The sequence below is a fragment of the Pseudomonas sp. DR 5-09 genome, from assembly GCF_001655595.1.
Lineage (GTDB): Bacteria > Pseudomonadota > Gammaproteobacteria > Pseudomonadales > Pseudomonadaceae > Aquipseudomonas > Aquipseudomonas pharyngis.
In genome coordinates, this window is sequence record NZ_CP011566.1 from 5,543,247 (window position 1) to 5,569,313 (window position 26,067).

At 62.3% G+C, this 26,067-nt stretch carries 26 protein-coding genes; 12 read left to right on the forward strand and 14 right to left on the reverse strand.

Going from position 1 to position 26,067, the window contains the following annotated elements; genetic code table 11:
• Window positions 1-57: 57 nt before the first annotated feature.
• On the forward strand, window positions 58-507 hold the full coding sequence (gene aroQ, locus PDR5_RS24930; RefSeq protein WP_039771771.1) for a type II 3-dehydroquinate dehydratase: 450 nt from the start codon (window positions 58-60) through the stop codon (window positions 505-507).
• A complete protein-coding gene (locus PDR5_RS24935) occupies window positions 504-1,358 on the forward strand; it encodes a shikimate dehydrogenase (protein ID WP_064599592.1) in 855 nt (284 codons plus the stop codon). Before aroQ ends, PDR5_RS24935 begins: the two co-directional genes overlap by 4 nt.
• Before the next feature lie 33 nt (window positions 1,359-1,391).
• Here PDR5_RS24935 and PDR5_RS24940 read toward each other — a convergent pair whose 3' ends face one another.
• Together PDR5_RS24940 and quiC are read right to left on the reverse strand one after the other, a co-directional pair.
• Window positions 1,392-2,069, reverse strand: coding sequence for a TetR/AcrR family transcriptional regulator (locus PDR5_RS24940; RefSeq protein ID WP_007958797.1), 678 nt, complete (start codon window positions 2,067-2,069; stop codon window positions 1,392-1,394).
• A 102-nt stretch (window positions 2,070-2,171) separates the two neighbouring features.
• The gene (gene quiC, locus PDR5_RS24945) at window positions 2,172-4,073 is read right to left on the reverse strand and encodes a 3-dehydroshikimate dehydratase QuiC (RefSeq protein ID WP_064599594.1); all 1,902 of its coding nucleotides are present in this window, start codon (window positions 4,071-4,073) and stop codon (window positions 2,172-2,174) included.
• A gap of 273 nt (window positions 4,074-4,346) precedes the next feature.
• Between quiC and PDR5_RS24950 the strand changes: the two genes are divergently transcribed.
• Entirely contained in the window at window positions 4,347-5,684 is a 1,338-nt protein-coding gene (locus tag PDR5_RS24950; RefSeq protein WP_064599596.1) for an MFS transporter, read from the forward strand.
• A 60-nt stretch (window positions 5,685-5,744) separates the two neighbouring features.
• Here PDR5_RS24950 and PDR5_RS24955 read toward each other — a convergent pair whose 3' ends face one another.
• The 4 genes from PDR5_RS24955 to PDR5_RS24970 form a co-directional block, all read right to left on the reverse strand.
• The gene (locus PDR5_RS24955; RefSeq protein WP_039771776.1) at window positions 5,745-6,623 is read right to left on the reverse strand and encodes a DMT family transporter; all 879 of its coding nucleotides are present in this window, start codon (window positions 6,621-6,623) and stop codon (window positions 5,745-5,747) included.
• Between the two features lie 66 nt (window positions 6,624-6,689).
• Entirely contained in the window at window positions 6,690-7,505 is an 816-nt protein-coding gene (locus PDR5_RS24960; RefSeq protein WP_064599598.1) for a sugar phosphate isomerase/epimerase family protein, read from the reverse strand.
• 2 nt (window positions 7,506-7,507) lie between these two features.
• Window positions 7,508-8,569, reverse strand: coding sequence for a Gfo/Idh/MocA family protein (locus PDR5_RS24965; protein WP_064599600.1), 1,062 nt, complete (start codon window positions 8,567-8,569; stop codon window positions 7,508-7,510).
• Window positions 8,570-8,685: 116 nt separating this feature from the next.
• Window positions 8,686-9,462 carry an IclR family transcriptional regulator gene (locus tag PDR5_RS24970; RefSeq protein WP_039771781.1) on the reverse strand — a complete coding sequence of 259 codons (777 nt, stop codon included), beginning with the start codon at window positions 9,460-9,462 and terminating at the stop codon, window positions 8,686-8,688.
• A 178-nt stretch (window positions 9,463-9,640) separates the two neighbouring features.
• Here PDR5_RS24970 and PDR5_RS24975 point away from each other — a divergent pair, with 178 nt between their 5' ends.
• From PDR5_RS24975 to PDR5_RS24990, 4 genes are all read left to right on the forward strand, one after another.
• A complete protein-coding gene (locus PDR5_RS24975; RefSeq protein ID WP_172829509.1) occupies window positions 9,641-11,377 on the forward strand; it encodes an FAD-dependent oxidoreductase in 1,737 nt (578 codons plus the stop codon).
• Window positions 11,361-12,194, forward strand: coding sequence for an aldo/keto reductase (locus PDR5_RS24980; protein WP_064599602.1), 834 nt, complete (start codon window positions 11,361-11,363; stop codon window positions 12,192-12,194). Before PDR5_RS24975 ends, PDR5_RS24980 begins: the two co-directional genes overlap by 17 nt.
• Window positions 12,195-12,384: 190 nt before the next feature.
• The gene (ypfJ, locus tag PDR5_RS24985) at window positions 12,385-13,272 is read left to right on the forward strand and encodes a KPN_02809 family neutral zinc metallopeptidase (RefSeq protein WP_064599604.1); all 888 of its coding nucleotides are present in this window, start codon (window positions 12,385-12,387) and stop codon (window positions 13,270-13,272) included.
• A complete protein-coding gene (locus PDR5_RS24990; protein WP_064599606.1) occupies window positions 13,273-14,226 on the forward strand; it encodes a hypothetical protein in 954 nt (317 codons plus the stop codon).
• Between the two features lie 27 nt (window positions 14,227-14,253).
• Here the strand turns inward: PDR5_RS24990 and PDR5_RS24995 are convergent, their stop codons facing one another.
• The 3 genes from PDR5_RS24995 to PDR5_RS25005 all read right to left on the reverse strand — a co-directional run bounded on the left by PDR5_RS24995 (window position 14,254) and on the right by PDR5_RS25005 (window position 16,389).
• Window positions 14,254-14,847, reverse strand: coding sequence for an HAD family hydrolase (locus tag PDR5_RS24995; RefSeq protein WP_064599609.1), 594 nt, complete (start codon window positions 14,845-14,847; stop codon window positions 14,254-14,256).
• Window positions 14,844-15,713: an acyl-CoA thioesterase II gene (gene tesB / locus PDR5_RS25000; protein WP_039771793.1), complete on the reverse strand. Its 870-nt coding sequence runs from the start codon at window positions 15,711-15,713 to the stop codon at window positions 14,844-14,846. The genes PDR5_RS24995 and tesB overlap by 4 nt, the downstream gene beginning before the upstream one ends.
• A gap of 106 nt (window positions 15,714-15,819) precedes the next feature.
• On the reverse strand, window positions 15,820-16,389 hold the full coding sequence (locus PDR5_RS25005; RefSeq protein ID WP_064599611.1) for a GNAT family N-acetyltransferase: 570 nt from the start codon (window positions 16,387-16,389) through the stop codon (window positions 15,820-15,822).
• Between the two features lie 82 nt (window positions 16,390-16,471).
• On the opposite strand from PDR5_RS25005, the gene PDR5_RS25010 reads away from it, so the two are divergent.
• Together PDR5_RS25010 and PDR5_RS25015 are read left to right on the forward strand one after the other, a co-directional pair.
• Entirely contained in the window at window positions 16,472-17,392 is a 921-nt protein-coding gene (locus PDR5_RS25010; RefSeq protein ID WP_007958746.1) for a histone deacetylase family protein, read from the forward strand.
• Window positions 17,393-17,672: 280 nt separating this feature from the next.
• Window positions 17,673-18,914 carry a TIGR03862 family flavoprotein gene (locus PDR5_RS25015; RefSeq protein ID WP_064600958.1) on the forward strand — a complete coding sequence of 414 codons (1,242 nt, stop codon included), beginning with the start codon at window positions 17,673-17,675 and terminating at the stop codon, window positions 18,912-18,914.
• A gap of 38 nt (window positions 18,915-18,952) precedes the next feature.
• Here the strand turns inward: PDR5_RS25015 and PDR5_RS25020 are convergent, their stop codons facing one another.
• Window positions 18,953-20,290, reverse strand: a complete 1,338-nt coding sequence (locus PDR5_RS25020; RefSeq protein WP_064599613.1) for a DEAD/DEAH box helicase — start codon at window positions 20,288-20,290, stop codon at window positions 18,953-18,955.
• 53 nt (window positions 20,291-20,343) lie between these two features.
• Window positions 20,344-21,294, reverse strand: coding sequence for a drug/metabolite exporter YedA (yedA, locus tag PDR5_RS25025; RefSeq protein WP_039771798.1), 951 nt, complete (start codon window positions 21,292-21,294; stop codon window positions 20,344-20,346).
• A 163-nt stretch (window positions 21,295-21,457) separates the two neighbouring features.
• Here yedA and PDR5_RS25030 point away from each other — a divergent pair, with 163 nt between their 5' ends.
• Window positions 21,458-21,913 carry an Lrp/AsnC family transcriptional regulator gene (locus PDR5_RS25030; RefSeq protein WP_064599615.1) on the forward strand — a complete coding sequence of 152 codons (456 nt, stop codon included), beginning with the start codon at window positions 21,458-21,460 and terminating at the stop codon, window positions 21,911-21,913.
• A 127-nt stretch (window positions 21,914-22,040) separates the two neighbouring features.
• Here PDR5_RS25030 and PDR5_RS25035 read toward each other — a convergent pair whose 3' ends face one another.
• The 3 genes from PDR5_RS25035 to PDR5_RS25045 all read right to left on the reverse strand — a co-directional run bounded on the left by PDR5_RS25035 (window position 22,041) and on the right by PDR5_RS25045 (window position 24,063).
• The gene (locus tag PDR5_RS25035; protein WP_064599616.1) at window positions 22,041-22,646 is read right to left on the reverse strand and encodes a 3'-5' exonuclease; all 606 of its coding nucleotides are present in this window, start codon (window positions 22,644-22,646) and stop codon (window positions 22,041-22,043) included.
• Between the two features lie 41 nt (window positions 22,647-22,687).
• Window positions 22,688-23,167: an NYN domain-containing protein gene (locus PDR5_RS25040; RefSeq protein ID WP_064599618.1), complete on the reverse strand. Its 480-nt coding sequence runs from the start codon at window positions 23,165-23,167 to the stop codon at window positions 22,688-22,690.
• 137 nt (window positions 23,168-23,304) lie between these two features.
• Window positions 23,305-24,063, reverse strand: coding sequence for a DUF2076 domain-containing protein (locus tag PDR5_RS25045; protein ID WP_064599620.1), 759 nt, complete (start codon window positions 24,061-24,063; stop codon window positions 23,305-23,307).
• A gap of 178 nt (window positions 24,064-24,241) precedes the next feature.
• Here PDR5_RS25045 and PDR5_RS25050 point away from each other — a divergent pair, with 178 nt between their 5' ends.
• The gene (locus tag PDR5_RS25050) at window positions 24,242-24,916 is read left to right on the forward strand and encodes a YciC family protein (protein WP_218188769.1); all 675 of its coding nucleotides are present in this window, start codon (window positions 24,242-24,244) and stop codon (window positions 24,914-24,916) included.
• 74 nt (window positions 24,917-24,990) lie between these two features.
• Window positions 24,991-26,067: an endonuclease/exonuclease/phosphatase family protein gene (locus PDR5_RS25055; protein ID WP_064599622.1), complete on the forward strand. Its 1,077-nt coding sequence runs from the start codon at window positions 24,991-24,993 to the stop codon at window positions 26,065-26,067.

Consider the following 26,067-nt stretch of genomic DNA (forward strand, 5'->3'; position numbering starts at 1 on the left):
ACTCCACAGGTCGAAACCCTCGGCCCAAGCCAAAAACAATAAGTGGAGTTTGCCCCCATGCCCCCTATCGTTCTGGTGCTCAACGGCCCGAACCTGAACCTGCTCGGTACCCGTGAACCGGCAACCTACGGTCACGAAACCCTGGCCGACATCTCTGCCCTGTGCGGGCGCGCCGCCGAAGAGTTCGGCCTGGCCGTGGAGTTTCGCCAGACCAACCACGAAGGCGAACTGCTCGACTGGATTCACGGCGCCCGCCAGCGCTGCGCCGGCATCGTCATCAACCCGGCCGCCTGGACCCACACTTCGGTCGCGATCCGCGACGCTCTGGTCGCCAGCGAATTGCCGGTGATCGAAGTACACCTGTCCAACGTCCACGCGCGCGAGCCGTTCCGTCATCACTCGTTCGTCTCGGCCATCGCCACCGCCGTGATGTGTGGCTTCGGCAGCCACGGCTATCGCCTGGCCCTGGAACATTTCAGCCAACGGCTGAAGGGGCGAACCGCATGAATCGTAACAACGTGATACTCGCCGGGCTGATCGGCGCCGGCATCCAGGCCTCCCGCACCCCGGCGCTGCACGAACACGAAGGCGACGAACAGGGCCTGCGCTACCTGTACCGGCTGATCGACCTCGATCAACTGCAACTGGACAGCAACGCCCTGCCCGACCTGCTGCTGGCCGCCGAGCGAATGAACTACACCGGCCTGAACATCACCTTCCCGTGCAAGCAGGCAATCATTCCGCTGCTCGATGAACTATCCCCGGAAGCCCGAGGCATCGGCGCCGTGAACACGGTAGTACTGAAAGACGGTAAACGCGTCGGCCACAACACCGATTGCCTGGGTTTTGCCGAAGGTTTTCGTCGCGGCCTGCCAGACGTCGCCCGCGAACGTGTGGTCCAGATGGGCGCCGGTGGCGCAGGTGCGGCAGTCGCCCACGCCTTGTTGAGCGAAGGCGTACAGCAACTGAGCATTTTTGATGTGGACGTGGAGCGCGCCGAAAGCCTGGCCAACAACCTCAACCAGCATTTCGGTGCCGGTCGGGCCGTGGCCGGACATGATCTGGCGAGCACGCTGAGTCAGGCCGATGGTCTGGTAAACACCACGCCGATGGGCATGGCCAAATTGCCCGGCATGCCCGTGCCGGCGGCGTGGCTGCGGCCCGAGTTGTGGGTGGCGGAGATCGTGTATTTCCCGCTGGAAACCGAACTGCTGCGCAACGCCCGCGCCCTGGGTTGCCGAACCCTGGATGGCGGCAACATGGCGGTGTTTCAGGCAGTGAAGGCGTTTGAGCTGTTCAGCGGTAAGGTGCCGGATGCGCAGCGAATGCTCGCGCATTTTCAAAGCATGAATGGCTAAAACCGTGAGGGGGCCCGTCCCCCTCGACATCGCTCACGCTTGCAAGTAGCGCAGCACCGACTCACAAATCATCTCGCGATGACGTTGCTTGATGCTTTCGTCCGGCAGGTCGATCTGGAAGATCTCACCGAAGGTATGGCGGTTCGATACGCGATAGAAGCAGAACGAACTGATCAACAGATGCACGTCCAGCGCGTCGAGCCCGGCGCGGAACACCCCTTCTTCAGCACCCCGACGCAGAATCTCGCCCAGGGAATCGAGGATGGTGTTGTTCATCGCCTTGATCGCATCGGAACGCTTCACGTACTCGGCGTTGTGGATGTTTTCGATACTGACGATCCGCACGAAATCGACGTTGCGATCGTGGTGATCGAAGGTGAATTCCACCAGACGCCGGATCGCTTCCACCGGCGGCAATTCAGCCAGGTGCAGGCGGTTTTCGGTGCTGCGGATATCGCCGTAGAGCTTCTCCAGCACCTCGACGTACAACTGCTCCTTGCTGCCGAAGTAGTAATAGATCATGCGTTTGGAGGTGTGGATACGCTCGGCGATCGCATCGACGCGAGCACCGGACAGCCCCTGCTGGACGAACTCGACGATCGCCTCCTGCAGGATGTTCTCGCGGGTCTTTTCCGGGTTGTTCTTGCGACTTTTGCGCGGCTCTACCGCGGGTAGAACGGGAGCTGCGGAAAGTTCTGAAGTCATTGTCATTGCGGGCTCACGGCCATCACTGCACAGGCTGGCGATTATGGGCCGCGCGACCCAGTGAAGGAAGCCGCGCGACCGGTGTTTAATCCCGCGTTTACGAATTTCCTACAACTTCGCCTGGCGAACCGCGCCACTGCGTGATTTGGCCATCGCCGCCAGCCGCACCGCGACGTTGGCGGCGCCATAACCGGCGTAACCGTTCTTGCGCTGGATGATCTCGAAGAAGAAGCGCCCCTCGAACGGCTCGGTATAGACGTGAAACAACTCGCCGCCCTGCGCATCGCGGTCGTACAGCACGTTGTAGTACGCCAGCTCGCTGAGAAACTCGTCATCGAAATCGAAGCGCGCCGCCAGGTCGTCGTAATAGTTCAGCGGGATGTCCAGCAGCGGCACGCCCGCCTCTTTCGCCCGGCTGACTTCGGCGAAGATATCGTCGCAATCGAAGGCGATGTGATGCACCCCGGAACCGCGATAACTCGACAGCGCGTGTGAGATCGCGGTATTGCGGTTCTCGGAAATGTTCAGCGGCAGACGGATCGAACTGTCGCGGCTACGCAGGGCGCGGCTCTTCACCAGCCCGTACGGATCGGGCAGCACCACTTCATCGTCAGCCTCGAAATCCAGCAGGCTCTTGTAGAACAACACCCAGCTGTCGAGGCTGTCTGCCGGCAGCGCCATGGCCATGTGATCGATGCGTTTGAGGCCGCCGCGCGCCACCGCGTCCGGCAGCAGATTGAAGTCGGTGCCGTAGACATCCGCCTCCTGATCCACCAGATAAATCAGGCTGCCGTCCGGTGCACGCACCGCCGCCAGTTCCAGTTCATTGGGGCCGACCAGTCCGCGATACGGCTGACCTTTATAGGCGACGGCGCGGGCCAGCGCGCTGGCGCTGTCCTTGACCCGCACGGCAGTAGCGCACAGTGACGGGCCGTGGGCCTCGAAAAAACTGTGGCCGAACGAATAGGGTTCAGAGTTGAGGATCAGGTTGATATCACCCTGACGCAACAGGCTGACACTCTTGGAGCGATGCTGTCCGGCCTTGACGAAACCCAGCCGTTCCAGCCAGTTCGACAGCTTGGCGCCCAGGCTTTCATCCACGGCGAACTCAAGAAACTCGATGCCGTTGTATTCACTGGCCTTCGGCGTTTCGAAGAGGATTTCGCGGTTATCCACAGGACGGAATTCCTGCTCCAGACGCTGGCGGGTTTTCTCCTCCAGGTACAGCAGCGAACGCAGACCGTCAGCGGCATTGGCCCGAGGCGGCGCGGCGCGGAAGCCGTCGTTGAAGATTTCCAGCGACAGTGGCCCGGTGTAGCCGCTCCGGATGATCGGCGCGAGGAAGCCCGGCAGATCGAATTCGCCCTGCCCCGGGAAGCAGCGGAAATGCCGACTCCACTCCAGCACGTCCATCGCCAGGATCGGCGCGTCGGCCATCTGTACGAAAAAAATCTTGTCGCCGGGAATCTCGGCAATCGCCCGTGGATCGCCCTTGAGCGACAAGGTGTGGAAGCTGTCGAGCAACACGCCGAGGGCCGGGTGATCGGCCTGACGTACGATGTCCCAGACCTGTTGATAAGTATTGACGTGACGGCCCCAGGCCAGCGCTTCGTAACCGATGCGCAGGCCACGGGCACCAGCGCGCTCGGCCAGCAGGCGCAGGTCGTCGATGAGGATCTGTTGATCCCCGAGGCTGTCGGGGGAGGCGTTGCTGCAGACCAGCACCAGGTCGGTGCCCAGTTCCTGCATCAGGTCGAACTTGCGCTCGGCCCGTTCCAGGTTGCGCTCCAGGCGATCGCGGCGGCAACCTTCGAAATCGCGGAACGGCTGAAACAGGGTGATGGCGATTCCGAGGTCGGCGCACATCTGCCGGATTTCCCGGGGGCTGCCGTCGTAATACAGAAGATCGTTCTCGAAAATCTCCACCCCGTCGAACCCGGCGGCGGCAATGGCTTCGAGTTTTTCCGGCAGGGTTCCGCTCAAGGAGACGGTGGCAATGGATCGCTGCATGTTTCAACTCCCGGTGGAGACGTCGGCTACGAAAATTGCGCCGCTTTTATAGGGTGAGCGAATTATTGGTCTCGGTTTTTCATTGAGCAATTTAAACTGTACTACCCGGTTAGTTTTGCGTGCGATTATCGAACAGAATGCCGGTTTGGCGAATTGACGATTTTTCGTCCACTGCCCAACATCCGTCTCACCTTGAGTCCGGAACTGAACCACCGGTCGCAGCGTGCACAAGAAAAGCACACCAAATAACAAATCCAAAAACGGGTGGAACACATGATTCCTTCACAGACTTCCCGCATGGCTCCGGCCATGAGCACTGCCACGGGTGGCATCGGCGACAAGATCCGCGGCGCCATGGCCGTCGGCAAGACCCGTTGGGGCATGCTGGCGCTGGTGTTTTTCGCCACCACCCTCAATTACATCGACCGCGCCGCCCTCGGCGTCATGCAGCCGATCCTCGCCAAGGAAATGAGCTGGACGGCGATGGACTACGCCAACATCAACTTCTGGTTTCAGGTCGGCTACGCGATCGGCTTCGTGTTGCAAGGACGGCTGATCGATCGGGTCGGCGTCAAGCGCGTGTTCTTCTGCGCGGTGCTGCTCTGGAGCCTGGCCACCGGCGCCCACGGTCTGGCGACCTCGGCGGTGGGCTTCATGGTCTGCCGATTCATCCTCGGTCTGACTGAAGCGGCCAACTACCCGGCCTGCGTGAAGACCACGCGCCTGTGGTTCCCGGCCGGCGAACGTGCGGTAGCCACCGGCATCTTCAACGCCGGCACCAACGTCGGCGCGATGTTCACCCCGATGCTGCTGCCGCTGATCCTTCACGTGTGGGGCTGGCAGGCTGCGTTCCTGTGCATGTCGGCACTGGGCGGGATCTGGCTGCTGTTCTGGGGCCTGAAGTATTTCAACCCGGAAGATCACCCAAACGTTAAGCAGTCGGAGCTGGAATACATCCAGAAAGAAGTCGAACCGGAACAGGCCCGCGTGCCGTTCTCGAAAATCCTGCGCATGCGCGGCACCTGGGCCTTCGCCCTCGCCTACTCGCTGACCGCGCCGGTGTTCTGGTTCTACCTGTACTGGCTGCCGCCGTTTCTCAATCAGCAATACAACCTGGGCATCAACGTCACCCAGATGGGCATTCCGCTGATCATCATCTACGTCACCGCTGACTTCGGCAGCGTGGGCGGCGGGATTCTGTCTTCGTTCCTGATCGGTCGCGGCATGAACTCGATCAAGGCGCGGCTGCTGTCGATGTTCCTGTTCGCCTGCTGCATCATCGGCGTGGTCATGGCCGCCGGTTCCGCCAACCTGTGGATTGCCGTCGCCGCCATCTCCCTGGCCATCGGCGCGCACCAGGCCTGGACCGCCAACATCTGGAGCCTGGTGATGGACTACACGCCCAAGCACATGATGAGCACGGTGTTCGGTTTCGGCGGCATGTGCGCGGCGATTGGCGGGATGTTCATGACCCAGATCGTCGGCCACATCCTGACCGTCACCAACAACAATTACACCGTGCTGTTCACCCTGATCCCGGCGATGTACTTCATCGCGCTGACCTGGATGTACTTCATGGCACCGCGCAAGATTCCTACCGTCACCGAGTAGCCTTTCAATACTGAATAACCCTCCTGCACCGACCGGCCTGATTTCAGGCCGGTTTTTCTTTCAGCGCCGGCTCTGCTGCCACGCTGCCGCCAGCCCGCTGCAACAGATCACCGCGATCCCGATCACCGTCATCAGGGTCGGTGTGTGAGCAAACAGCAACCAGCCCAACAGCCCCGCAAACACGATCTGGCAATAACCGAACGGCGCCAGCAATGCTGGTGCGGCATGGCGGAACGCCTGGGTCAGAAACAGATGCGCGGTCATTCCGCAACTGCCCAGCGCCAGCATCAACAACGCATGGCCCAGGCTCGGCACTTGCCAGAAGAACGGCACCAGCGCACTCATCACCAGCGTGTTGCACAGCCCGGCGAAAAAGTTGCTGGTGGTCGGGCTGTCGACTTCGGCGAGCTTGCGGGTGAGCAATTGATAGAAGCAGAAAAACAGCGCCGAACAGAATGGCAGGAGAATCGCCGGGGTGAACAGGTCACCGCCCGGATGGACGATGATCAGCACCCCGATGAACCCGCACACCACCGCGATCCACTGACCGCGCGTCACCCGCTCCTTGAGCAGCGGCACCGACAGCGCCGTCACCAGCACCGGCGCAAGAAAGTTGACCGCCGTGGCTTCGGCCAGCGGGATGTACAGCAACGCCGTGGTGAAAAACAGGCTGGTGCCCAACAGGCACAACGCCCGCGCCAACTGCCACAACGGGCGTTTGGTGCGCAGCACCCGCAGCCCGGACTGCGGCAGGAAAATCCCCGCCATCAGCAGCGTGTGCACCAGATACCGCGCCCACACTACCATGACGATCGGATAAAAACCCGAGAGGTATTTCGACAGCGCGTCGTGACTGGAAAACAGGAAGGTTGCCACGACAATCAGCAAGATCCCCTTGAAGGGTTGGTTGACGCCGGAAAGCGGAGTGCTGACGGTCATGGGCTCTCTCTGAATGAAAAATATACGGTGACGAGGTCGCGTGCGCCCTCGCCCCTTGAAGCAGACTTAAAGCCGGGCCAACAATTCCCGCGTCCGGTCGATTGCCATTTGCGCCCGCTGCAATCCACTCACGCCCTGCTCCAGCAATTTGACCGTGGGAATTTCCAGACTCAGGGCAAGGTTAGCCGGAAGACAGCGCAACAAGCCGATCAGGTCACAATCGCCCTCGCCGGGAAACCGTCGCTCATTGCGGGCCTGACGCAAGATCTCGGCCATGTCCGTCGGCCTCGGCCCGGCACCATCGCACAACTGTGCATAGCGCAGCCGTGAGGGCGACACGCCATCCAGATCTTCCAGCCGCGATCCGGAACGGTCGAAGTGAAACGCATCGACCAGCACCGCACCGTTTTCGCGCCCGGCGTTGGCGACGATGCGCAACGCCTGCTCAAGATTGCGTGCATCGGTCCAGGGCATGAACTCCAGATGCGGATGCAAACCGTAACGCGCCGCCAGATCGCAGAGTGCCGCAAAATTATCGGTGAGCCGCTGCTCGTCAGGATCGTTACCGGCGACCAACAACTCACTGGCACCGAACTGCGCGCCGACGCTGAGCAGTGGCTCGAAATCCGCGACCACTGTCTGCGGCTTCAATCGAAGGATTTCCACGTCGAGCACGCCGACTCCGGTGTCACGCAAACGCGCCAGTGTCTGACGCCGCAAATCGCCATCGGCTACCAATGGAAAGTGATATTCCTCGGGCGTCGCCGGCTCCAGACGCAGGCCGACATGGCTGTAACCGGCACGGGCGGCAACCTCGACCATCTCGGGTGGCGACAACTCCAGCACGGTCAGGCTGGCCAGGGACAGAACTCGTTCGCTCATGTTCAGGCCTCGATCTGCGCGGGTTCGGTGGCGCGACCGCTGGCCGCCGCTTCACGGATGGCCTCGACCAGCGCCAGCGTGCGGGCGGCGTCGGCGGCACTCACCAATGGTTCAACTTCCCGCCGTACCACGCGGACGAAATGCTGCAACTGCAACCGCAGGGCTTCGTCCGGTGTGAACGGTTCATCAACGGACAGCAACGGCTCATGCCAACCGGCGTCCACCTGCTCGGCGCGGTAATGCCAGCGCTTGAGTTGCGGAATGCTCAAGGCCCCGGCCGTTCCCGCCAGTAAATAGCACGGCTGATCCGCCTGACGTGGATAGACCGGGTTCTCACCGGAGTTCAACTCCCAGCTCCATGGAGCCGCCACCGCATCGGAACCGGTCAGGGTGCCGAGCGCTCCGCCATCGAATTGCAGCAGAATCGCCGCGCTGTCTTCATTGGCAAAACCGCGCACCGAATGGTCGGTGATCGCCTGCACCGAACGCACTTCACCGTATAGATGACGCAACAGATCGAGGTCGTGGATCAGATTGGTCAACAGCATTCCGGCACCTGCCTCGCGCCGCCACGCCGTTTCGAAATACTGGTCGGGCTTGCGCAGCTGGAACAACGCAGTCACCAGCGTCAGCCGTCCCAACGCCCCATTCTTGACCAGCTCATGAGCACGCACGATCAACGGATTGTGCCGCCGATGATGGCCGACCAGCACCGGCACGCCACTGCGCTTCACCGCTGCCACCAATTCCCGCGCCTCATTCAGATGCACGCCCACCGGTTTTTCCAGCAACACCGGAACGCCTGCAGCCAGGCAGTCCAGCGCGGTGCTGACGTGCTGATTATTGGGATTGGCAACGATCACTGCGTCTGGTCGGTTCTGCTCCAGCATCTGACGGTGATCGGCGAAATGCGCCACACCCCACTCCGCCGCCAGGGCCGGTGCCTGAGGGCCGGGGTCGGCCACGGCGCATAACGTGGCCTCAGTGAGATTCTTCAAGTGCCGGTAATGTTGCTGGCCCATGTTGCCGGCGCCGATCAGGGCAATTCGAAGGGGCGGGTTCAAGGTGCGATCCTTTTGTGATTGTTGTGGGAAAACTCACTCCATCAACAATTTAGAACCGGGTTCCAGATTCTCACACCCACCCGACCGAAAAGTGGGCGAACAGCGCACAGCTTTGCTTAAACGAACAACTCCGAGGCCAGGCTCGCCGCCGACAACTCCTCGGTAAACGTCAGCAACAACGGCGCCAATTCATGCAAGCGCGCCGCCGACATCCTTGCGCTTGGGCCCGCTATGCTGAGCACGCCAATCACCCGACCATCGGCGGGATGTTTCACCACGGCAGCAATCGCCGAAGTGCCCACCGCCGAGCTTTCTTCCACACAGGCATAGCCCTGTTCCCGGGCCACGCGCAGGCGTTCGAGCAGTTCAATGTTGGAGCGCGGCGCGTTGGGCCCGATATCCGCCGGCACCTCCGCGCCCTGGCGCTCGACCAGCGACAACGCCTCGGCGTCGCTCATGCACGCCAGCCACGCATGGCCCGACGCGGTGTAGAACAGCGGCGCGTCGCGGCCCATGTCCGGGTCGTAACGCAGACCGCTGCGAGCGCCCTGGGCCTTGGCGATCCAGGTCTGGCGCTCGCCGTCGATCACCCCCAGACGCACCAGCTCACCGGTCTCCTGGGCCAGTCGATCGAGCACCGGTTGCACAATGTCGGCACCGCTGCTCGACAGATATTGAAAGCCCATCGCCACCAGTTTGGTCGACAGGTGATAACGCAACGTCTCCGGGTTCTGCCGCACATAACCCAGGCGGATCAGCTCGGCGAGCAGGCGGTGCGTCGCGCTCTTCGGAATGTCCAGTTGCTCGGCCAGGGTCTGCATCGGCAGCCCGCGCGGATCACTGGTGAGGCTTTCCAGCACGCTGAAAACCCGTTCGATTTGACTGCCGGCCATGGTGCGCTCTCGGTGAAATTTCGCCGATTCTAGAAGACATCCCGAGGAATGAGAAATCTGGAACCCGGCGTCCGATAACCGCCCACTTTGCGCGTCAGTCGGGTTGATCTGCTTCGCCCGCACTGGTTATTTTCTGGAACATGATTCTAAAAACAATTGATTGCTGGAGCCCTTGCTGATGTCTGCCCTTCCCGATATCGACTGCGACGTTCTGGTGGTCGGCTCCGGCGCCGCCGGTTTGTCGGCCGCCGTCACCGCCGCATGGCATGGCTTGAAGGTCATCGTGGTGGAAAAGGATCCGGTGTTCGGCGGCGCCACCGCGTGGTCCGGTGGCTGGGCGTGGGTGCCGTGCAATCCGCTGGCCCGGCGCGCCGGGATCGTCGAAGACGTGGAGCTGCCGCGCACCTATCTGCGCCACGAACTCGGCGAGCACTACGACCCGGCCATGATCGACGCCTTCCTTGAAGCCGGCCCGCGCATGGTGGCGTTCTTCGAACAACACACCGCCCTGCAATTTGCCGACGGCAACGCCATCGCCGACATCCACGGCGAAACACCGGGCGCCGGCACCGGCGGACGCTCGGTGATTGCCGCTCCCTATGACGGGCGAAAGGTCGGGCGCCTGCTCAAGCGTCTTCGCACAACCATGCGCGAAACTTCATTCATGGGCATGCCGATCATGGCGGGGGCGGATCTGTCGGCGTTTCTCAATCTGACCCGCTCGTTGTCGGCGGCCTGGCACGTGACCCGGCGTTTCACCCGCCATCTGCTGGATCTGGCGTTGCATGGCCGGGCGATGCAATTGGTCAACGGCGTGGCGCTGGTAGCGCGGCTGGCGAAATCCGCCGAAGACCTCGGCGTATTGCTGTGGGAATCGGCGCCAGTGACGGAACTGCTGCGCGACGAATCACGCATCACCGGCGCTCGCGTGAACACCGCAAAAGGCCCGGTCACCGTCCATGCACGCAAAGCCGTGGTGCTCGCGGCGGGCGGTTTTGCCAATGACATCGAGCGGCGCAAGGCCTTGTTCCCTCGCACGCCCACCGGTCATGAACATTGGGCGTTGCCTCCGCTGGCAGTCAATGGCGATGGCCTGCGACTGGGTGAAACCGTCGGAGCCCGGGTCAACACCGATGTGGCTTCGCCCGTGGCGTGGGCGCCGGTCTCGCAGGTGCCACATTCCGACGGCAGCATCGGCCATTTCCCACACATCATCGAGCGCGGCAAACCGGGCGTCATCGGCGTACTGCGCAACGGCCAGCGTTTCGTCAACGAAGCCAACGGCTATTACGACTACGTCAGCGCCATGGTCGCCGCCGCCCCTGAAGGCGAAGAAGTCGTGTCCTGGCTGATCTGCACCCGCGCGTTCCAGCGCCGTTACGGGCTCGGCATGTCTCGGCCGTTTCCGGTTCCGGTGTCAGGTTTTATCCGCAGCGGCTATCTGAAAACCGGCGACACCCTGGAGGAATTGGCCGCTGCATGCGGCATCGACGCGAAGGGTTTACGCGTCACCGTCGATGACTACAACCACCATGCCCGGCACGGCGAAGACCCGCTGTTCGGTCGCGGCTCGACCCCGTACAACCGCAAACAGGGCGATCCGGCGCAACAGCTCAATCCGTGCGTGGCGCCCATCGAACAAGGCCCGTTCTACGCGGTGAAGGTGCAGCCGGGCTGCTTCGGCACCTTCGCCGGGCTCAAGGTCAATCCGCATGCGCAAGTGCTCGACGCCGGAGACCGGCCCATCGCCGGGCTCTACGCGGCGGGTGGCGACATGGCCAGCATCATGGGCGGGCATTATCCGGCAGGCGGGATCAATCTCGGCCCGGCCCTGACTTTCGGTTACATCGCAGCCCGACACATGGCGGGCGTCAAGGCTTTCGAACAGGAGATCGACCATGCAGCACATCGTTAACAGACAAGGACTGAACCTGCCGAAACTCGGCCTCGGCACTTGGCCGATGCTCGGCGACGAATGCACCCGCGCCGTGGAGCAAGCCCTGGAACTCGGTTACCGACACATCGACACGGCAGCGGCCTACAACAACGAAGACGCAGTCGGACAGGCCCTGGCGAATACGCCGACACCCCGCGAGCAGATTCACCTCACCACCAAGGTCTGGTGGGACCAATTGCAACCGGACGCCATGCGTCACTCGCTGGATCGCAGCCTCAAGGCCTTGCGCAGCGAGTACGTCGACCTGTTCATGATCCACTGGCCGACCACTGACTGGGACCTGCCGCGCACCCTTGAAACCCTCGCGTCGTTCAAGGAGCAAGGTCTGGCTCGCAACATCGGTGTGGCGAATTTTCCGCTGCCGCTGCTGCGCAAAGTCGTCGAGGAATACGGCATTCCTCTGTCAGCCATTCAGGTCGAGTACCACGTCCTGCTCGGACAAAACGCCCTGCTCGACTACGCCCGTCAACACGATCTGGCGCTGACGGCCTACACGCCACTGGCACGCAACAAGGTCTCGGAAATTCCGCAGATTCAGCAGATCGCCGAAAAACACGGCGTGCTGCCGACCCAGGTCGCGCTGAAGTGGCTGCTGGATCAGGACAACGTCGCGGCGATTCCCAAGGCCAGCAGCAAGACCAATCAACTGGCCAACCTGGCGTCATTGAAGGTCGAACTGGACGATGACGACCGGGCGCTGATCGCCGCGCTGCCCAAGCGCGAACGTCAGGTCAGCCCGGACTTCGCGCCGGTGTGGGATGCCTTCGACCGCTGATACCTGACCCGGCGAAAGAAATCTGCCGCCGGATTGAATTCCCGGCGCTCGCGCTCGTCAATAACAGGCCCGACCTCGTCACCGCGAGGCCGGGCCTTTGTGCGTGTGTGCGAATAGACGGACGACCGGACTGGCGCCACACTCACACACCAGCAACACTCATCACCACCTACAAATAGAGGATTCCCACATGCTATGGAAAAAAGGCCGACGCAGTGACAACGTCGTCGATGCCCGTGGCGATGACATGGGTGGTGGCGGCGGCATGCGCTTCGGCGGTGGCAAGGGGCTGAGCCTCGGGGCGATCCTGCTGATCGTCGGTATCGGTTGGATCACCGGGCAGGACCCGTTACAGATCCTCGGCCAGCTCACCGGGCAGATGACCGATCAATCGGCCCCTACTTCGCAAACCCGTCAGGCACCGCCGGCCAACGATGAACAGGCCGAATTCGTGCGTTCGATCCTCGGCGACACCGAAGACACCTGGGGCGCAATCTTCCAGCAGGCCGGCCGGCAATATAAGGATCCGACCCTGGTGCTGTTCAGCAACCGGGTCAATTCCGCCTGCGGTCTGGCAACCTCGGCCACCGGCCCGTTCTATTGCCCGGCAGACCAGAAGGTCTATCTGGACATGGCGTTCTTCCAGGAAATGGCCCAGCGCTTCAAGGCCGCCGGCGACTTCGCCCAGGCCTACGTGATCGCTCACGAAGTCGGACACCATGTGCAGACGCTTCTCGGCGTCTCGGCGAAAATTCAGACAGCCCGTCAGCAAGGCCGGCAGATGGAAGGCGACGGCGGTCTGCTGGTGCGTCAGGAACTGCAAGCCGACTGCCTGGCCGGCGTCTGGGCCTACAACGCCCAGAAGCGCCTGAACTGGCTGGAACCGGGCGACATCGAAGAAGCCTTGAACGCGGCGAACGCCATCGGTGATGATCGCCTGCAACAACAGGGTCAGGGCCGTGTGGTGCCGGACTCGTTCACTCACGGTACGTCGGCGCAAAGGGTGCGCTGGTTCAAAACCGGATTCGCCCAGGGCCAGGTCGGCCAGTGCGATACCTTTGCGGCGAAAAACCTGTAAATGCATAAATGGCTGTTGGCTTTACTGTTCATCGGCGGCACCGCCCAAGCGGCCGGCGTCGACGCAATCAGTCCCGGGCGCCTGCAATTGCAGGCCGGCGAAATGGCGGTGGGCATCGGCCCGGCGCCGGCGAAAATCGAGCGCGTGCTGATCGTGATTCATGGCCGCCTGCGCAACGCCGAGACCTATCGCAAAAGCGGCGAAGCCGCGGCGGAACTGGCCGGGCAAACCGCCAACACCCTGGTAATCGCCCCGCAGTTTCTCAACGAAAGCGATGTGTCGCTCTACTCGTTACCCGCCAGCGTGCTGCGCTGGCAAGGCAACGACTGGATGGGTGGCGGGTTATCCACAGGGCCGAACCCGCTGAGTTCCTACGCCGCACTGGACGAAATCGTCGGAAGGCTGAGCGATCGCAAGCAGTTTCCGGACGTGAAGCAGATCGTGATCTTCGGACACTCCGGCGGCGCGCAGGTGGTGCAGCGTTACGCGCTGCTGGCCCAGGAACAGCCGGCGCTCAAGACCGAAGGCATTCGCCTGCGTTACGTGGTGGCCAACCCGTCGTCGTACGCCTATTTCAATGAGCAACGCCCGGTAGCTTTCGATCATGCTAAGTGCCCGGGTTTCAACCGCTGGAAGTACGGTCTGGTGGACCCGCCGATCTACGCGGGTGGGCAAACGCCCGCGCAGCTTGAAGGCCGTTACGTCAAACGCGAGGTGATTTATCTGCTGGGCCAGCAGGACACCGACCCGCAACACCCGGCGCTGGACAAGAGCTGCGCCGCCAAAGCCCAGGGGGCTTATCGACTGGAGCGCGGGAAGCTGTTTTTCGGTTACTTGCTGCGTCGTCACCCTGAAGGGGTGAATCAGCGCCTGATCGAAGTACCCGGCGTCGGGCATAACGGCGACGGCATGCTGACCTCGCCGGAAGGCCAGAAAGCACTATTCGAGCAATAAAAAACGGGGGCCCAAGCCCCCGTTTTTTTAGGCGAACAGCATTCGCCGCAACTCGACACAATCCTTCGCATGCCAGTCGGTCAACTCCGGCCATGGATTGTCCGGCAGGTTCACCAGCACCGTGCATGCGCCCGCCGCCCGGCCGCAATCAAGATCAAACCGGTAATCACCGACCATCACCATCTCGCTCGCCGGCACTTGCCAGGCCTCGGCCAGTTTCAGCAAACCGCCCGGATGCGGTTTTGGCTGTGCTTCATCGCGACCCAGCACATCCTCCACCGCGAAGCAGTCGGCCAGGCCGATGGCCTCCAGCGTCACGTGGGCCAGCTCCCGCGCATTGCGGGTCAGGATGCCGAGGCGATACCCCCGCGCGTGCAGGTCGCGCACCAGCTCCACCGCGCCGACCGCCGGGGTCGAGCCGAGCGTCAGATCGCGCTCATGCTCCAGCAGCCACGCATGTTTCGCCGCCGCTTCCTCGGCGGGCAACGCCGCGAGGTGGGTGAGGATGTCGTCCTCCGGTGGGATCGACAGCGCTACGCGAATCGCCGCGAAATCATGCACCGCGACGGTCAGGGTGCCGTCCATGTCGAACACCCAGTGCCGCACTTCCGCCAGACTCATGCCCAGTCCTTGCGATGACGGATCAGGCCTTCCTGGGTCACCGACGCCACCAGTTGCCCGGCACGGTTGAACACGCTGCCACGGGAGAAACCGCGAGAGTTGCCGGCCCACGGACTGTCCATGGCGTAGAGCAACCAGTCATCGGCGCGCAGGTCGTTGTGGAACCACAACGCGTGGTCGAGGCTGGCGACCTGCATGTCTTTCTGCCAGACCGATTTGCCGTGCGGCAACATCGAGGTGGTCAGCAGACCGAAGTCCGAGGCGTACGCCAGCAGGTATTTGTGCAGCGCCGGGATGTCGGCCAAGGCGCCGTCGGCGCGGAACCACACGTACTTGATCGGATCCGCCGGTTGCGGGTTGTACGGGTCTTTTTCAGTGACCGGGCGCACTTCGATCGGCTTCGGGCACAGCAGCTTTTCGCGCATGTGTTCCGGAATCAGGTGCGCGCGCTGCTGGGTCAATTCCAGCTCCGACGGCAGGTTTTCCGGGCCGACCACCTGGGGCATCTGGCTCTGGTGCTCGAAACCTTCTTCGTCGTACTGGAACGAAGCGCTGCAAGTGAAAATCGGGTGGCCCTTCTGGATCGCAGTCACGCGGCGCGTGCTGAAACTGCCGCCATCACGTACCCGATCAACCGAATACACCACTGGCAACTTGGCATCGCCCGGACGCAGAAAATAACCGTGCATCGAATGCACATGGCGCGCTTCTTCAACGGTCTGACTGGCCGCCGACAGCGACTGGCCGAGCACCTGGCCGCCGAACAACTGGCGAAAGCCCAGATCCTGACTGCGACCACGGAACAGGTTTTCCTCGATCGGTTCGAGGGTCAGCAGATCCACCAGATCTTCCAACACTTGGCTCATTCAGACTCTCCTCACACAACGCTATGCCGCGCAGCCCCGGCTGCGGCGGCCAATTCAGATTCTGGCGCGAGCCACTGATCGCGCCATTGTAAACGTCCGTGTCGGCTTAGCCATGCAAGGTCTGCAGCCATTGCTCCCGGGTGATGCGGTACAACACATGTCGACTTAACGGATGGTCGACAGCCAGTTTCGGGTGATCGAAATCGTCGGCTGGATCGTGATGCATGCCAATCGCCTGCATGACTTTTTCCGACGGCAGATTGCTCTGCGCGGTGAAGGACACGATCTCCTTCAGGGACAAACGGTCAAAGCCGCAACGCAGCGCGGTCCACGCCGCTTCGCTGGCATAACCGAGGCCCCAGTGTTCCTTGGCCAGCCGCCAGCCGATTTCCACCGCCGGGGTGAACGGCGCATCGAAGCCGACCACGCCGAGCCCGGTAAAACCGATGAATTCGCCAGTGTCCTTGCGCTCCAGCGCCCACAGGCCGTACCCGTGTTCGGCGAAATGCCCGCGCACCCGGCCGATCAGCGCGGCGCTTTCCAGCCGGCTCAAGGGCGCGGGGAAGTAGCGCATCACCTGCGGATCGGCGCACATCGCCGCGAATGCCGGCAAATCCTCGTCCTGCCATTGGCGCATCAGCAGCCTTGCGCTTTGCAGCTCCAGTATCGGTTCCATCCCGCCCCTCCGCTTGATGCCGTCAGTCTACATCGCTGTTAGGCTTTGCACTCTTTCCCGCAGCCTTTATGAATAGTCCACCATGCCGTTGCCGCTGATCTACCACGAAGACTACAGCCCGGAATTTCCGGCGGATCACCGCTTCCCCATGGACAAGTTCCGCCTACTGCGCGATCACCTGGTGGACAGCGGCCTGACCCGCGACGAAGACCTGCTGCGCCCCGAGCTGTGCCCTGCCGACATTCTCGCCCTGGCCCATGACCGCGGTTATATCGAACGCTACATGAGCGGCGAGTTGTCCCGCGAAGACCAGCGGCGCCTCGGTCTGCCGTGGAATGAAGCGCTGGCGCGACGCACGGTGCGGGCGGTCGGCGGTTCGATTCTGGCAGCGGAAAAAGCCCTGGAACATGGCCTGGCCTGTCACCTCGCCGGCGGCACCCATCACGCCCACTACGACTACCCCGCCGGGTTCTGCATCTTCAATGACTTGGCAATCATCAGTCACTATTTGCTGCAAAGCGGTCGGGTGAACCGGGTGCTGATCTTCGACTGCGACGTGCATCAGGGCGACGGCACTGCGCGGATTCTGCACAACACGCCGGAAGCGATCACCGTTTCCCTGCACTGCGAAAAGAACTTTCCTGCACGCAAGGCCGAAAGCGACTGGGACATTCCGCTGCCCAACGGCATGGGCGACGCCGACTACCTGAAAGTTGTCGACGACGCACTCAACTATCTGCTGCCGCTGTATCAGCCGGACCTGGTGCTGTACGACGCCGGTGTCGACGTGCACAAGGACGACGCCCTCGGTTATCTGCAACTGACCGACGAAGGCGTTGCCGCTCGAGACGAAAGCGTGATGCGCCACTGCCTGGGCCGCGACATCCCGGTGGTCGGGGTGATCGGCGGCGGCTACAGCAAGGATCGCCACGCCCTCGCCCGCCGCCACGGGATCCTGCATCACAGTGCGCAGCGCGTCTGGCAGTCATCCGGTTGTCATTGAGTTGTGCTGCGTTACCCACAATGGCTGTGGAACGGCCTGTGGATAACCTGAGCGAAAGGGACTACAGCCCACGCTGAACATGGCCTGCAGCACACTGGTTGTTTTTTGATCAGCGATTTGAGCCACCACAAGCCTCTGTGGAAGCGAGCCTGCTCGCAATGAGGCCCTCTCATCCGGAATCGATGGGTACTGATCCGCCGCATCGCGAGCCGGCTCGCTCCCACAAAGGATTTGCGCTGTTAGAATGCGCGCCATATTTCGTCAGACCGCAGCGCACGCCATGACCCAGATTCACGCCACCTCTCCCGCTCACGTCGCCATCATCGGCGGTGGCCCCGCCGGCCTGATGGCCGCCGAAGTGCTGAGCCAGGCCGGAGTCTGCGTCGATCTGTACGACGGCATGCCCTCGGTGGGCCGCAAGTTCCTGCTGGCCGGGGTCGGCGGCATGAACATCACCCATTCCGAAGCCTACCCGGCGTTCCTCTCGCGCTACGCCGAACGCGCCGCGAACATCGCCCCGCTGCTGCGCGCGTTCGACGCCGACGCACTGTGCCGCTGGATTCACGAACTGGGGATCGAAACCTTCGTCGGCAGCTCCGGCCGGGTGTTCCCCACCGACATGAAAGCCGCGCCATTGCTGCGCGCCTGGCTCAAGCGCCTGCGCGACAGCGGCGTGGTTATCCACACCCGCCACCGCTGGCTCGGCTGGGACGAAAACGGCGCGCTGCGCATCGACAGCCCGGAAGGCGAGAAAACCCTTTCCCCCGACGCCACCCTGCTCGCCCTCGGCGGCGGCAGCTGGTCGCGACTGGGCTCCGACGGCGCGTGGATGCTGCCGCTGGAGCAACGCGGTGTAGGACTGGCGCCGTTGCAGCCGAGCAATTGCGGCTTCGAGGTGCAGGCCTGGAGCGAAGTGATGGTCAGCAAATTCGCCGGCGCGCCGTTGAAAAATATCGCCATCGGTTTGAACGACGACGTTCCGCGTCTGGGTGAATGCGTGATTACCGCGACCGGGATCGAGGGCAGTCTGATTTATGCGCTGTCAGCGCCGATTCGTGAGGCGATCAATGTGCACGGTGCCGCGACCATTCACATCGACCTGCTGCCCGGCCGACCTGTGGATAAATTGCAGGCGGCGTTGAGCAAACCACGGGGATCGCGCTCGATGGCCAAGCACCTGCACAGTCAGGTCGGTATTGATGGGGTGAAAGCGGCGCTGCTCCGAGAGCTCACTGATGCTGCGACGTTTGCCGATCCGGCGCTGCTGGCCCGGGCGATCAAGGCTTTGCCGCTGACGCTGGTGAAAACCCGTCCGCTGGATGAGGCGATCAGTAGTGCCGGCGGGGTGACGTTCGAGACGATGGATGAGCGGATGATGCTCAAGGCGTTGCCGGGGGTGTTTTGTGCGGGGGAGATGCTGGACTGGGAGGCGCCGACTGGCGGTTATCTACTGACGGCATGTTTTGCCAGTGGCCGGGCGGCCGGAGCTGGAATGCTGGACTGGTTGAAACAGCGTAACTGATCGTTCCCGCATTGCGCGGGAACGACCCTGTCTGACGCTTAAGGCTTACGCTTACGCGGCCCGGTATTGAACACCGGCACCTTGCGCACAGGCTTGATCGAAGGCTCCGGCGCCTGGGTCTCGCCGCTGTCCACCCACTTGCCCAGATTGCGCTTGCCACCGCCACCCGAAGCTTTCGGCTTCTTCGGTTTCTTCGGCTTCTTGATCACCTGGCCACTGGCATCGGTGTCCGGCACGCGGTGCTCGGGCACGAAATCCGGCTCGACCTCACGCTTCAACGTGCTGCGGGTCAGCATTTCAATCGCCGACAACATGTTCACTTCATCGGCGCACACCAGCGAAATCGCCTCACCGGTCGAACCCGCGCGGCCAGTGCGGCCGATACGGTGAATGTAATCCTCGGCCACGATCGGCAGATCAAAGTTGACCACCAGCGGCAGGTCTTCGATATCCAGACCACGGGCCGCCACGTCGGTGGCCACCAGAATCTGCACTTCGCTCAGTTTGAAGCGGTCCAGCGCCCGCTGCCGGGTCGCCTGCGGCTTGTCGCCGTGGATCCCGTCGGCGTTCACGCCCAGGCCCTGGAGCTTCTCGACCAGCGCGTCCACACCATTACGGGTCTTGGCGAACACCAGCACCTGCTTCCACTTGTTCTTGCGCAGCAGGTGCACGAACAGTTCCGGCTTGCGCTTCTTGTCCACCGTCACCACCCACTGCTTGACGGTGTTGGCGGCGACGTTGCGCGGGCTGACTTCGATGCTCTGCGGATCGTTGAGCATCTGCCCGGCCAGCAGGCGGATGTCATCGGAGAAGGTCGCGGAGAACAGCAGCGTCTGCCGCTTCTTCGGCAGCGCGCGATAAATGTTCGCCAGCTCTTCGGAAAAGCCCAGGTCGAGCATGCGGTCGGCTTCGTCCAGTACCAGGGTTTGCAGCTGGTTGAACTTCAGCGCGTTCTGGCGGAACAGGTCGAGCAGACGGCCCGGGGTCGCGACCAGCAGATCGACGCCGCCGCGCAGCTTCATCATCTGCGGGTTGATACTGACGCCGCCGTACACCGCATAAGTGCGCAATGGCAGGTTTTCAGCGTACTGGCGCACGGCTTCGTGGACTTGCTCGGCCAGCTCGCGGGTCGGCACCAGAATCAGCGCGCGCACCGAGTTGGCGGTGACTTTCGGCCCTTCCATCGCCAGCAGTTGCAGCAGCGGCAAAGCGAAACCGGCGGTCTTGCCGGTGCCGGTCTGGGCCGCAGCCATCAGGTCGCGACCGGCCAGCACGGCCGGAATGGCTTGCGCCTGCACCGGCGTCGGGGTCTGGTAGCCGAGCTTCTCGAGGGAGCGCAGCAAGGGTTCGATCAGGCCAAGGGTGGCGAAAGTCATGGGAGTACCGTAGGAAAAAATCAAAGCAAGTGTGCGATGGCGCGCAGTTTACCCTAATTCGCACGTTGCTCCGTCGCTATGACCTTCGCTGCGGCAGCCGGCTCGCTGACCACCGGCGACCGCGCCGGACGCCGCCACTGCGGCAGACTGATCAGCACCACCGCGCCGATGATCACCAGCATCGCCAGCGCCTCTTCGATGCCGATGGTCTCGCCGACAAACACGATCCCCAGCAACACCGCCACCGCCGGGTTGACGTAGGCATAACTGGTGGCTGCTGCCGGACGAACGTTTTTCAACAGATACATGTAAGCGTTGAAAGCGATGATCGAGCCGAAGAAGATCAGGTACGCCAGCGCCAGCCAGCCTTCCAGCGGCGGCATGGCCTGCAGGTGTTCACCGCTGGCCGCGCTGCCGATCAGCAGCACGACGCCGCCGACCAGCATTTCCACGGCACTGGCCATTGCGCCTTGAGGCAGCGGCAGGTGCTTGCTCCACACCGAACCGAACGCCCAGCTCGCCGCCGCGAAAATCAGCAACGCCGCGCCCAGCGGGCTCGATTGCAGGTTGGAGCCCATGTTGAGCATCGCGATACCGATAATCCCCATCACCACCCCGGCCCACTCCAGGCGAGTGTTGCGCGCGCCCCAGAAATAACCGCAGAGCAAGGTAAACAGCGGCACCGTCGCTACCGCCAGCGCGGCAACACCCGACGCCACGCCGCTGTGCTCGGCCAAAGTCACCGCGCCGTTGCCGAAGCTGAGCAACAGAATCCCGATGATCCCCGCCGCCTTCCACTGCGCCCAGGTCGGCGCCGGTGCACCGCGCCAGCGCAGAAACGCGTACATCAGAGTGCCGGCAATCACGAAGCGCACACCACCGAGCATCAGCGGCGGCCAGTACTCGACGCCGATGCGGATCACCAGATAGGTCGATCCCCAAATCACGTACAACGCAAAAAACGCAGCGATCAAGGGCAGGGAAAAACGGCGCAAGGCAGACATGGGCAGCTCGAAAGTCAGACTCAGGGGATGGGTTATTCTAGAAAGGCCAACCGCTAAAAATAAGTTACAAAACCTGTTTATAGCGCCGGTACACTTTTGAAAACACGGAGATCGACGGCCAAAACCGCGATTTCGAAAGTCTGGCATTTTCAGGAGTCCGACCTTGGACAAATACGACCGCATGCTGCTCAGCGCCCTGCTCGAAAACGGTCGCGCGTCCTACGCCGACCTCGCCCGCAAGGTGAACCTCTCCGCCCCCGCCGTCGCCGAACGCGTGGCCAAACTCGAGGCAGCCGGAGTAATCACCGGGTATCAGGCGAACATCGACCTGTCGAAAATCGGCTTGCCGATCCAGTGCGTGATCGAATTGCGCCTCCACCAGAACGGCAGTCAAAAGGTCTACGACGAACTGGTGAAAATTCCGCAACTGACCGAGTGCTTTCGAGTGACGGGCGATCCGTGCGTGATCATGAAGGCCGCGGTGGGTTCGATGCCGGAGCTGGAGGATTTGATCAACCGGGTGGCGAAATTCGGGTTCAGCAAGACGTCGATCGTGTTGTCGAGTGCGATAGAGAAGCGGGTGCCGCTCGGCCACATTGAAGGCAACGGCAAACCCTGAGACAAGAGTGATCCCTGTGGGAGCGGACTTGCCCGCGATGAGGCCATCACATCCAACAATTTGGGTGACTGACAATACGCCATCGCGGGCAAGCCCGCTCCCACAGGGAAATGTGTTTGCCTGAAAATCAGCGATAGCGCTGCAAGTGCTCACCCACTTTAGCGGCCGGGACTTTCTGCAATTTGCACAGCAGGTCGTGCGATAGCTCCCGCACCCCATGCTTGCGCCGCAACTCTTCAGCCAAATGCGCCATCAGGTTCGCCGCCATCTCCGCATCCGCCATCGCCCGGTGCGCCTGGCCGGTATGCGGCAACTGGGCAAAAGAGGTGAGCGTGCCAAGCTTGTGGTTCGGCGCCGCCGGCATCAGGCGTCGGGCCAGCAGCAGCGAGCAGGCAAAGTTCTGCAAACGGGTGCGTTTGATCCGCCCCAGTTCAAAGTCCCAGAACTTCTGGTCGAACGCGGCGTTGTGCGCCAGCAGCGGCGTGCAGCCGACGAATTCGTTGACTTCGTTCATCACCTTTTCCGCCGAAGGCGCGGTGCGCAGCATGGCGTTGCTGATGCCGGTGAGTTGTTCGATGAAGGCCGGGACGCGGACGCCGGCGTTCATCAGGCTCTGGTAACGCTCGACGATGCGGCCGTTTTCCAGCATGACCACGGCGATTTCCGTGGCCCGACAACTGCTGCTCGGCGAGATGCCGGTGGTTTCAAAGTCGATGACTGCAATGCGTTCCAAACCGGGTTGTACTCCGTCCAAATCAAGTCTTGAGCTTGCGCTCAATTTTTCAACAGCAGTGCGCCTTCGATCGGCACATAACGGCTGGCGGCGCGGATCAGCGAGTTGGCGGTCAGGCCGGGAACGCCGTAGGCCACCGCTTGCACGCCGTGTTTGTTGATGATGCGTTCGAGCAGCATGTCGAAATCGCCATCACCGGAGGCCAGGACGATTTCGTCGACATGGTCGGCGGCGTCCATGATGTCGAGGGTGATGCCCACGTCCCAGTCGCCCTTGGCCGAGCCATCGCTGCGCTGGATGTAGGGTTTGAGTTTTACGGTGAAACCGAGGTTGCGCAGGATCTGCTGGAACTGCTGCTGTTTGCTGTCGCCCCGGTCGATGGCATAGGCGTAGGCCTCGACGATCTGCCCGTGCTGGCTGACATTCGCCCACAGCGCCGCGTAGTTGAAGTGGCAACCATAGGCCTGACGCACGGTGTAGTAGAGGTTCTGCACATCGGCGAACACTGCGATTTTTTTCACCGGAGTTCCTGTGAGCGCTGACGCGCATGAGCCGGATCAGGCACCAGGCCCGAAAAAGGCGCTCAGTATGCCTGCCCGAAGGAAGGTTCCGCGAATAATCGGCCCGGGGCGATCAGGCGCCCCGGACGAATGGTGGATCAGACGAAGGAATCGTCGTCATCGAAGAACGATGAGTTGTCATCGCTGTAGTCGGTGTCGGTAAAGCCGCTCTGGTCATTACCGTAGGAGTCATTGTTGGCCATGCGCTGGTCATCGCCCCAGCCGTTGTTGCTCTGGTCGTTGACCTGAGCCGGCTCTTCCTTGATGACTTCGACGATTTCCTGCGGCTGCTGGTTGTGATGGAACAGGCTGCTGATGCCTTGTGCCAGCATCACGCCACCCGCCACACCGGCGGCGGTTTTCAGGGCACCGCCGAGGAAGCTGCTGCCGGCCGCCGGGGCCGCTTGTTGCTGGCCATAACCCGGTGGTGGCGCGCCGAAGTTCTGTTGCGGCGCGGGTGCACCAAAATTCTGCTGCGGTGCCGGCTCACGCCAGCCGCCGGTGGACGCCGGGGCGCTTTGGGTCGGCGCCGGGCGCGGGCTGCTGCCACCGAAGATGCTCGACAGGAAGCCACCGCCGCTGGAGGCCGGCGGCGCGCTTTGCGCCTTGGCCGATTGCAGTTCGGCCTGCAATTGCTTGACCTGTTGAGTCAGTTGTTTGTTCTGTTCGTCGAGGCTTTTGAGGGCAGCCTCCTGCACCAGAATCGCCTGGGTCATGAAATAACCTGCGGCCGGCTGGCGCGTCAGGTGTTCCTTGATCCGCGCTTCAGCCAGTGCGTCGCGCGGGGCTGCCTCCGTTTCGGCCTGTTGCAGCCGGGAAAACAGTCCATCGATCAGGGTTTGTTCTTCGCTGTTCATGGCGACCTCGTAGATTGCCGGGGATAACGTTGCCCTCGTCCACGTCGGAGGAGGTGCACCTCTGTAATGGAGGCAGTGACAGAATGTTTCAATGACCTTTACCGAACGTTTACGTTTGCGCAGCGAAACGGATCATCGGTTAAAGTGGGCCACTGTTTTTGACCTGCGATACCGACTGATGAATGCCTTCGATGTGCTGCGCGACTCCCTGTATTTTTTCAAACGCAATCTGGGCCGGATCGTCCAGTTGTGCCTGCCGCTGGTGATTGTCGAAGCCGTGCTGCAACAGGTGGTCGACCATGCCAGCGACCCGGACGGTTACTCGGCCATCAGCGTGATCGTCGGCCTGCTGGTGTATCCGTTGTACACCGCCGCGCTGATTCTGTTTCTCGATGCCCGCACTCGCGGCGAATCCCCGCAAACCCGCGATCTGCTGGCGATGGCCGCTCGTCTTTGGCCGCGCTTTGCCCTGCTGACTGCGCTGAACACGCTGTTGATCCTGCTGGGTCTGTCGCTGTATTTCCTGCCGGGGCTGTGGCTGATGGTCACTCTGGCCTTCGGCGAATACCTGCTGGTGCTGCGTGGTTACGGCCCGTTGCAGGCAATGAAGGAAAGCCTGCGCCTGAGTCGTGGGCATTTTCTGCGGATTCTGGCGTGCATCCTGTGTGTAATGGGGCCGCTGTGGCTGCTCAAGGGCCTGACCCTGCAGGTCTACCCCGATCCGCAGAATCCGTTGATTGCGGTGCTGATCGACAGCGGTCACAGCTTCCTGCAACTGTTCACCAGCGTGGTGCTGTTCCGCCTGTTCATGCTGATCAGCGAATTGCCCGACAAACGTGACGGATTAGTCTGACTGCACCGAGCTTGGGCTGATCGATGGGTCTCGGGTATGCTCGGGACCACTTCCGTATCGCTATAAGCCGAGCCATGACCCGTCTACTGCGCTACATCCTGTTGCCCGTACTGCTCGCCCTCGCCCTGATCGGCACGCTGATCTACAGCCTGACCTGGCGCCCCGACGCCCGGAAAACCCTGTCGGTCAGCTGCTCCGGGCAACCGCCAACGCTGGTGCCCGGCCAGGCCCTGAAGGTCATGACCTGGAACGTGCAATACCTGGCCGGCAAGCGCTACGTGTTCTGGAATGACCTGGCGCAAGGCGACGACGAAGCCCCGACCCCGGAAGACATGGCGTTCAGTCTCGATGAAGTGGCGCGGGTGATCCGCGACGAACAGCCCGACGTGGTGCTGTTGCAGGAACTGGATGACGGCGCCAAGGCCAGCGACTATCAGAATCAACTCAAGCTGTTGCAGGAGCGCCTGACCGACCTCTATCCGTGCAGCGCCCACGCCTTTGACTGGAAGGCCGACTTCGTCCCGGATCCGCACATCTTCGGCAGCGTCGGCCGGCAACTCGCGACCCTCAGCCGCTACCGCATCGAACACGCCGAGCGCCTGCAATTGCCGGTGCAGCCGGCGAACCTCATCAGCCGTCAGTTCCAGCCGAAAGATGCGCTGCTCGCCACCACTTTGCCGCTCAGCGATGGCGGACAACTGGTGGTGTTCAACACCCACCTGGATCGCGCCGTACAGCCGGACGACACCTTGCAGGCGCAGGTGACCGCGGTGGCCAAGGTTCTCGACAAACACGAAAGCCACGGCACGCCGTGGCTGATCGGCGGTGACTTCAACCTGTTGCCACTTGGCCAGTACCGGCGCCTGCCCACCGAGCAGCGCACGCCGTACTCCGCCGACAGTGCGCTGCATGTGCTGTGGGACAAGTACCCGATGATCCCGACCAACAACGAAGCCAGCGGCATCGACCGCGCCAAGTGGCTGACCCATTACCCCAACGACCCCGGCCTCAACGGCCCGGACCGCACGGTCGATTACCTGTTCTACAGCCCGAAGATCAAACGGGTCGAAGCCACGGTGCGGCAGGACGATACCTTGCGCATTTCCGATCATTTGCCGGTGATTGCCAAGTTCCTCCTACCGCCCAACTGA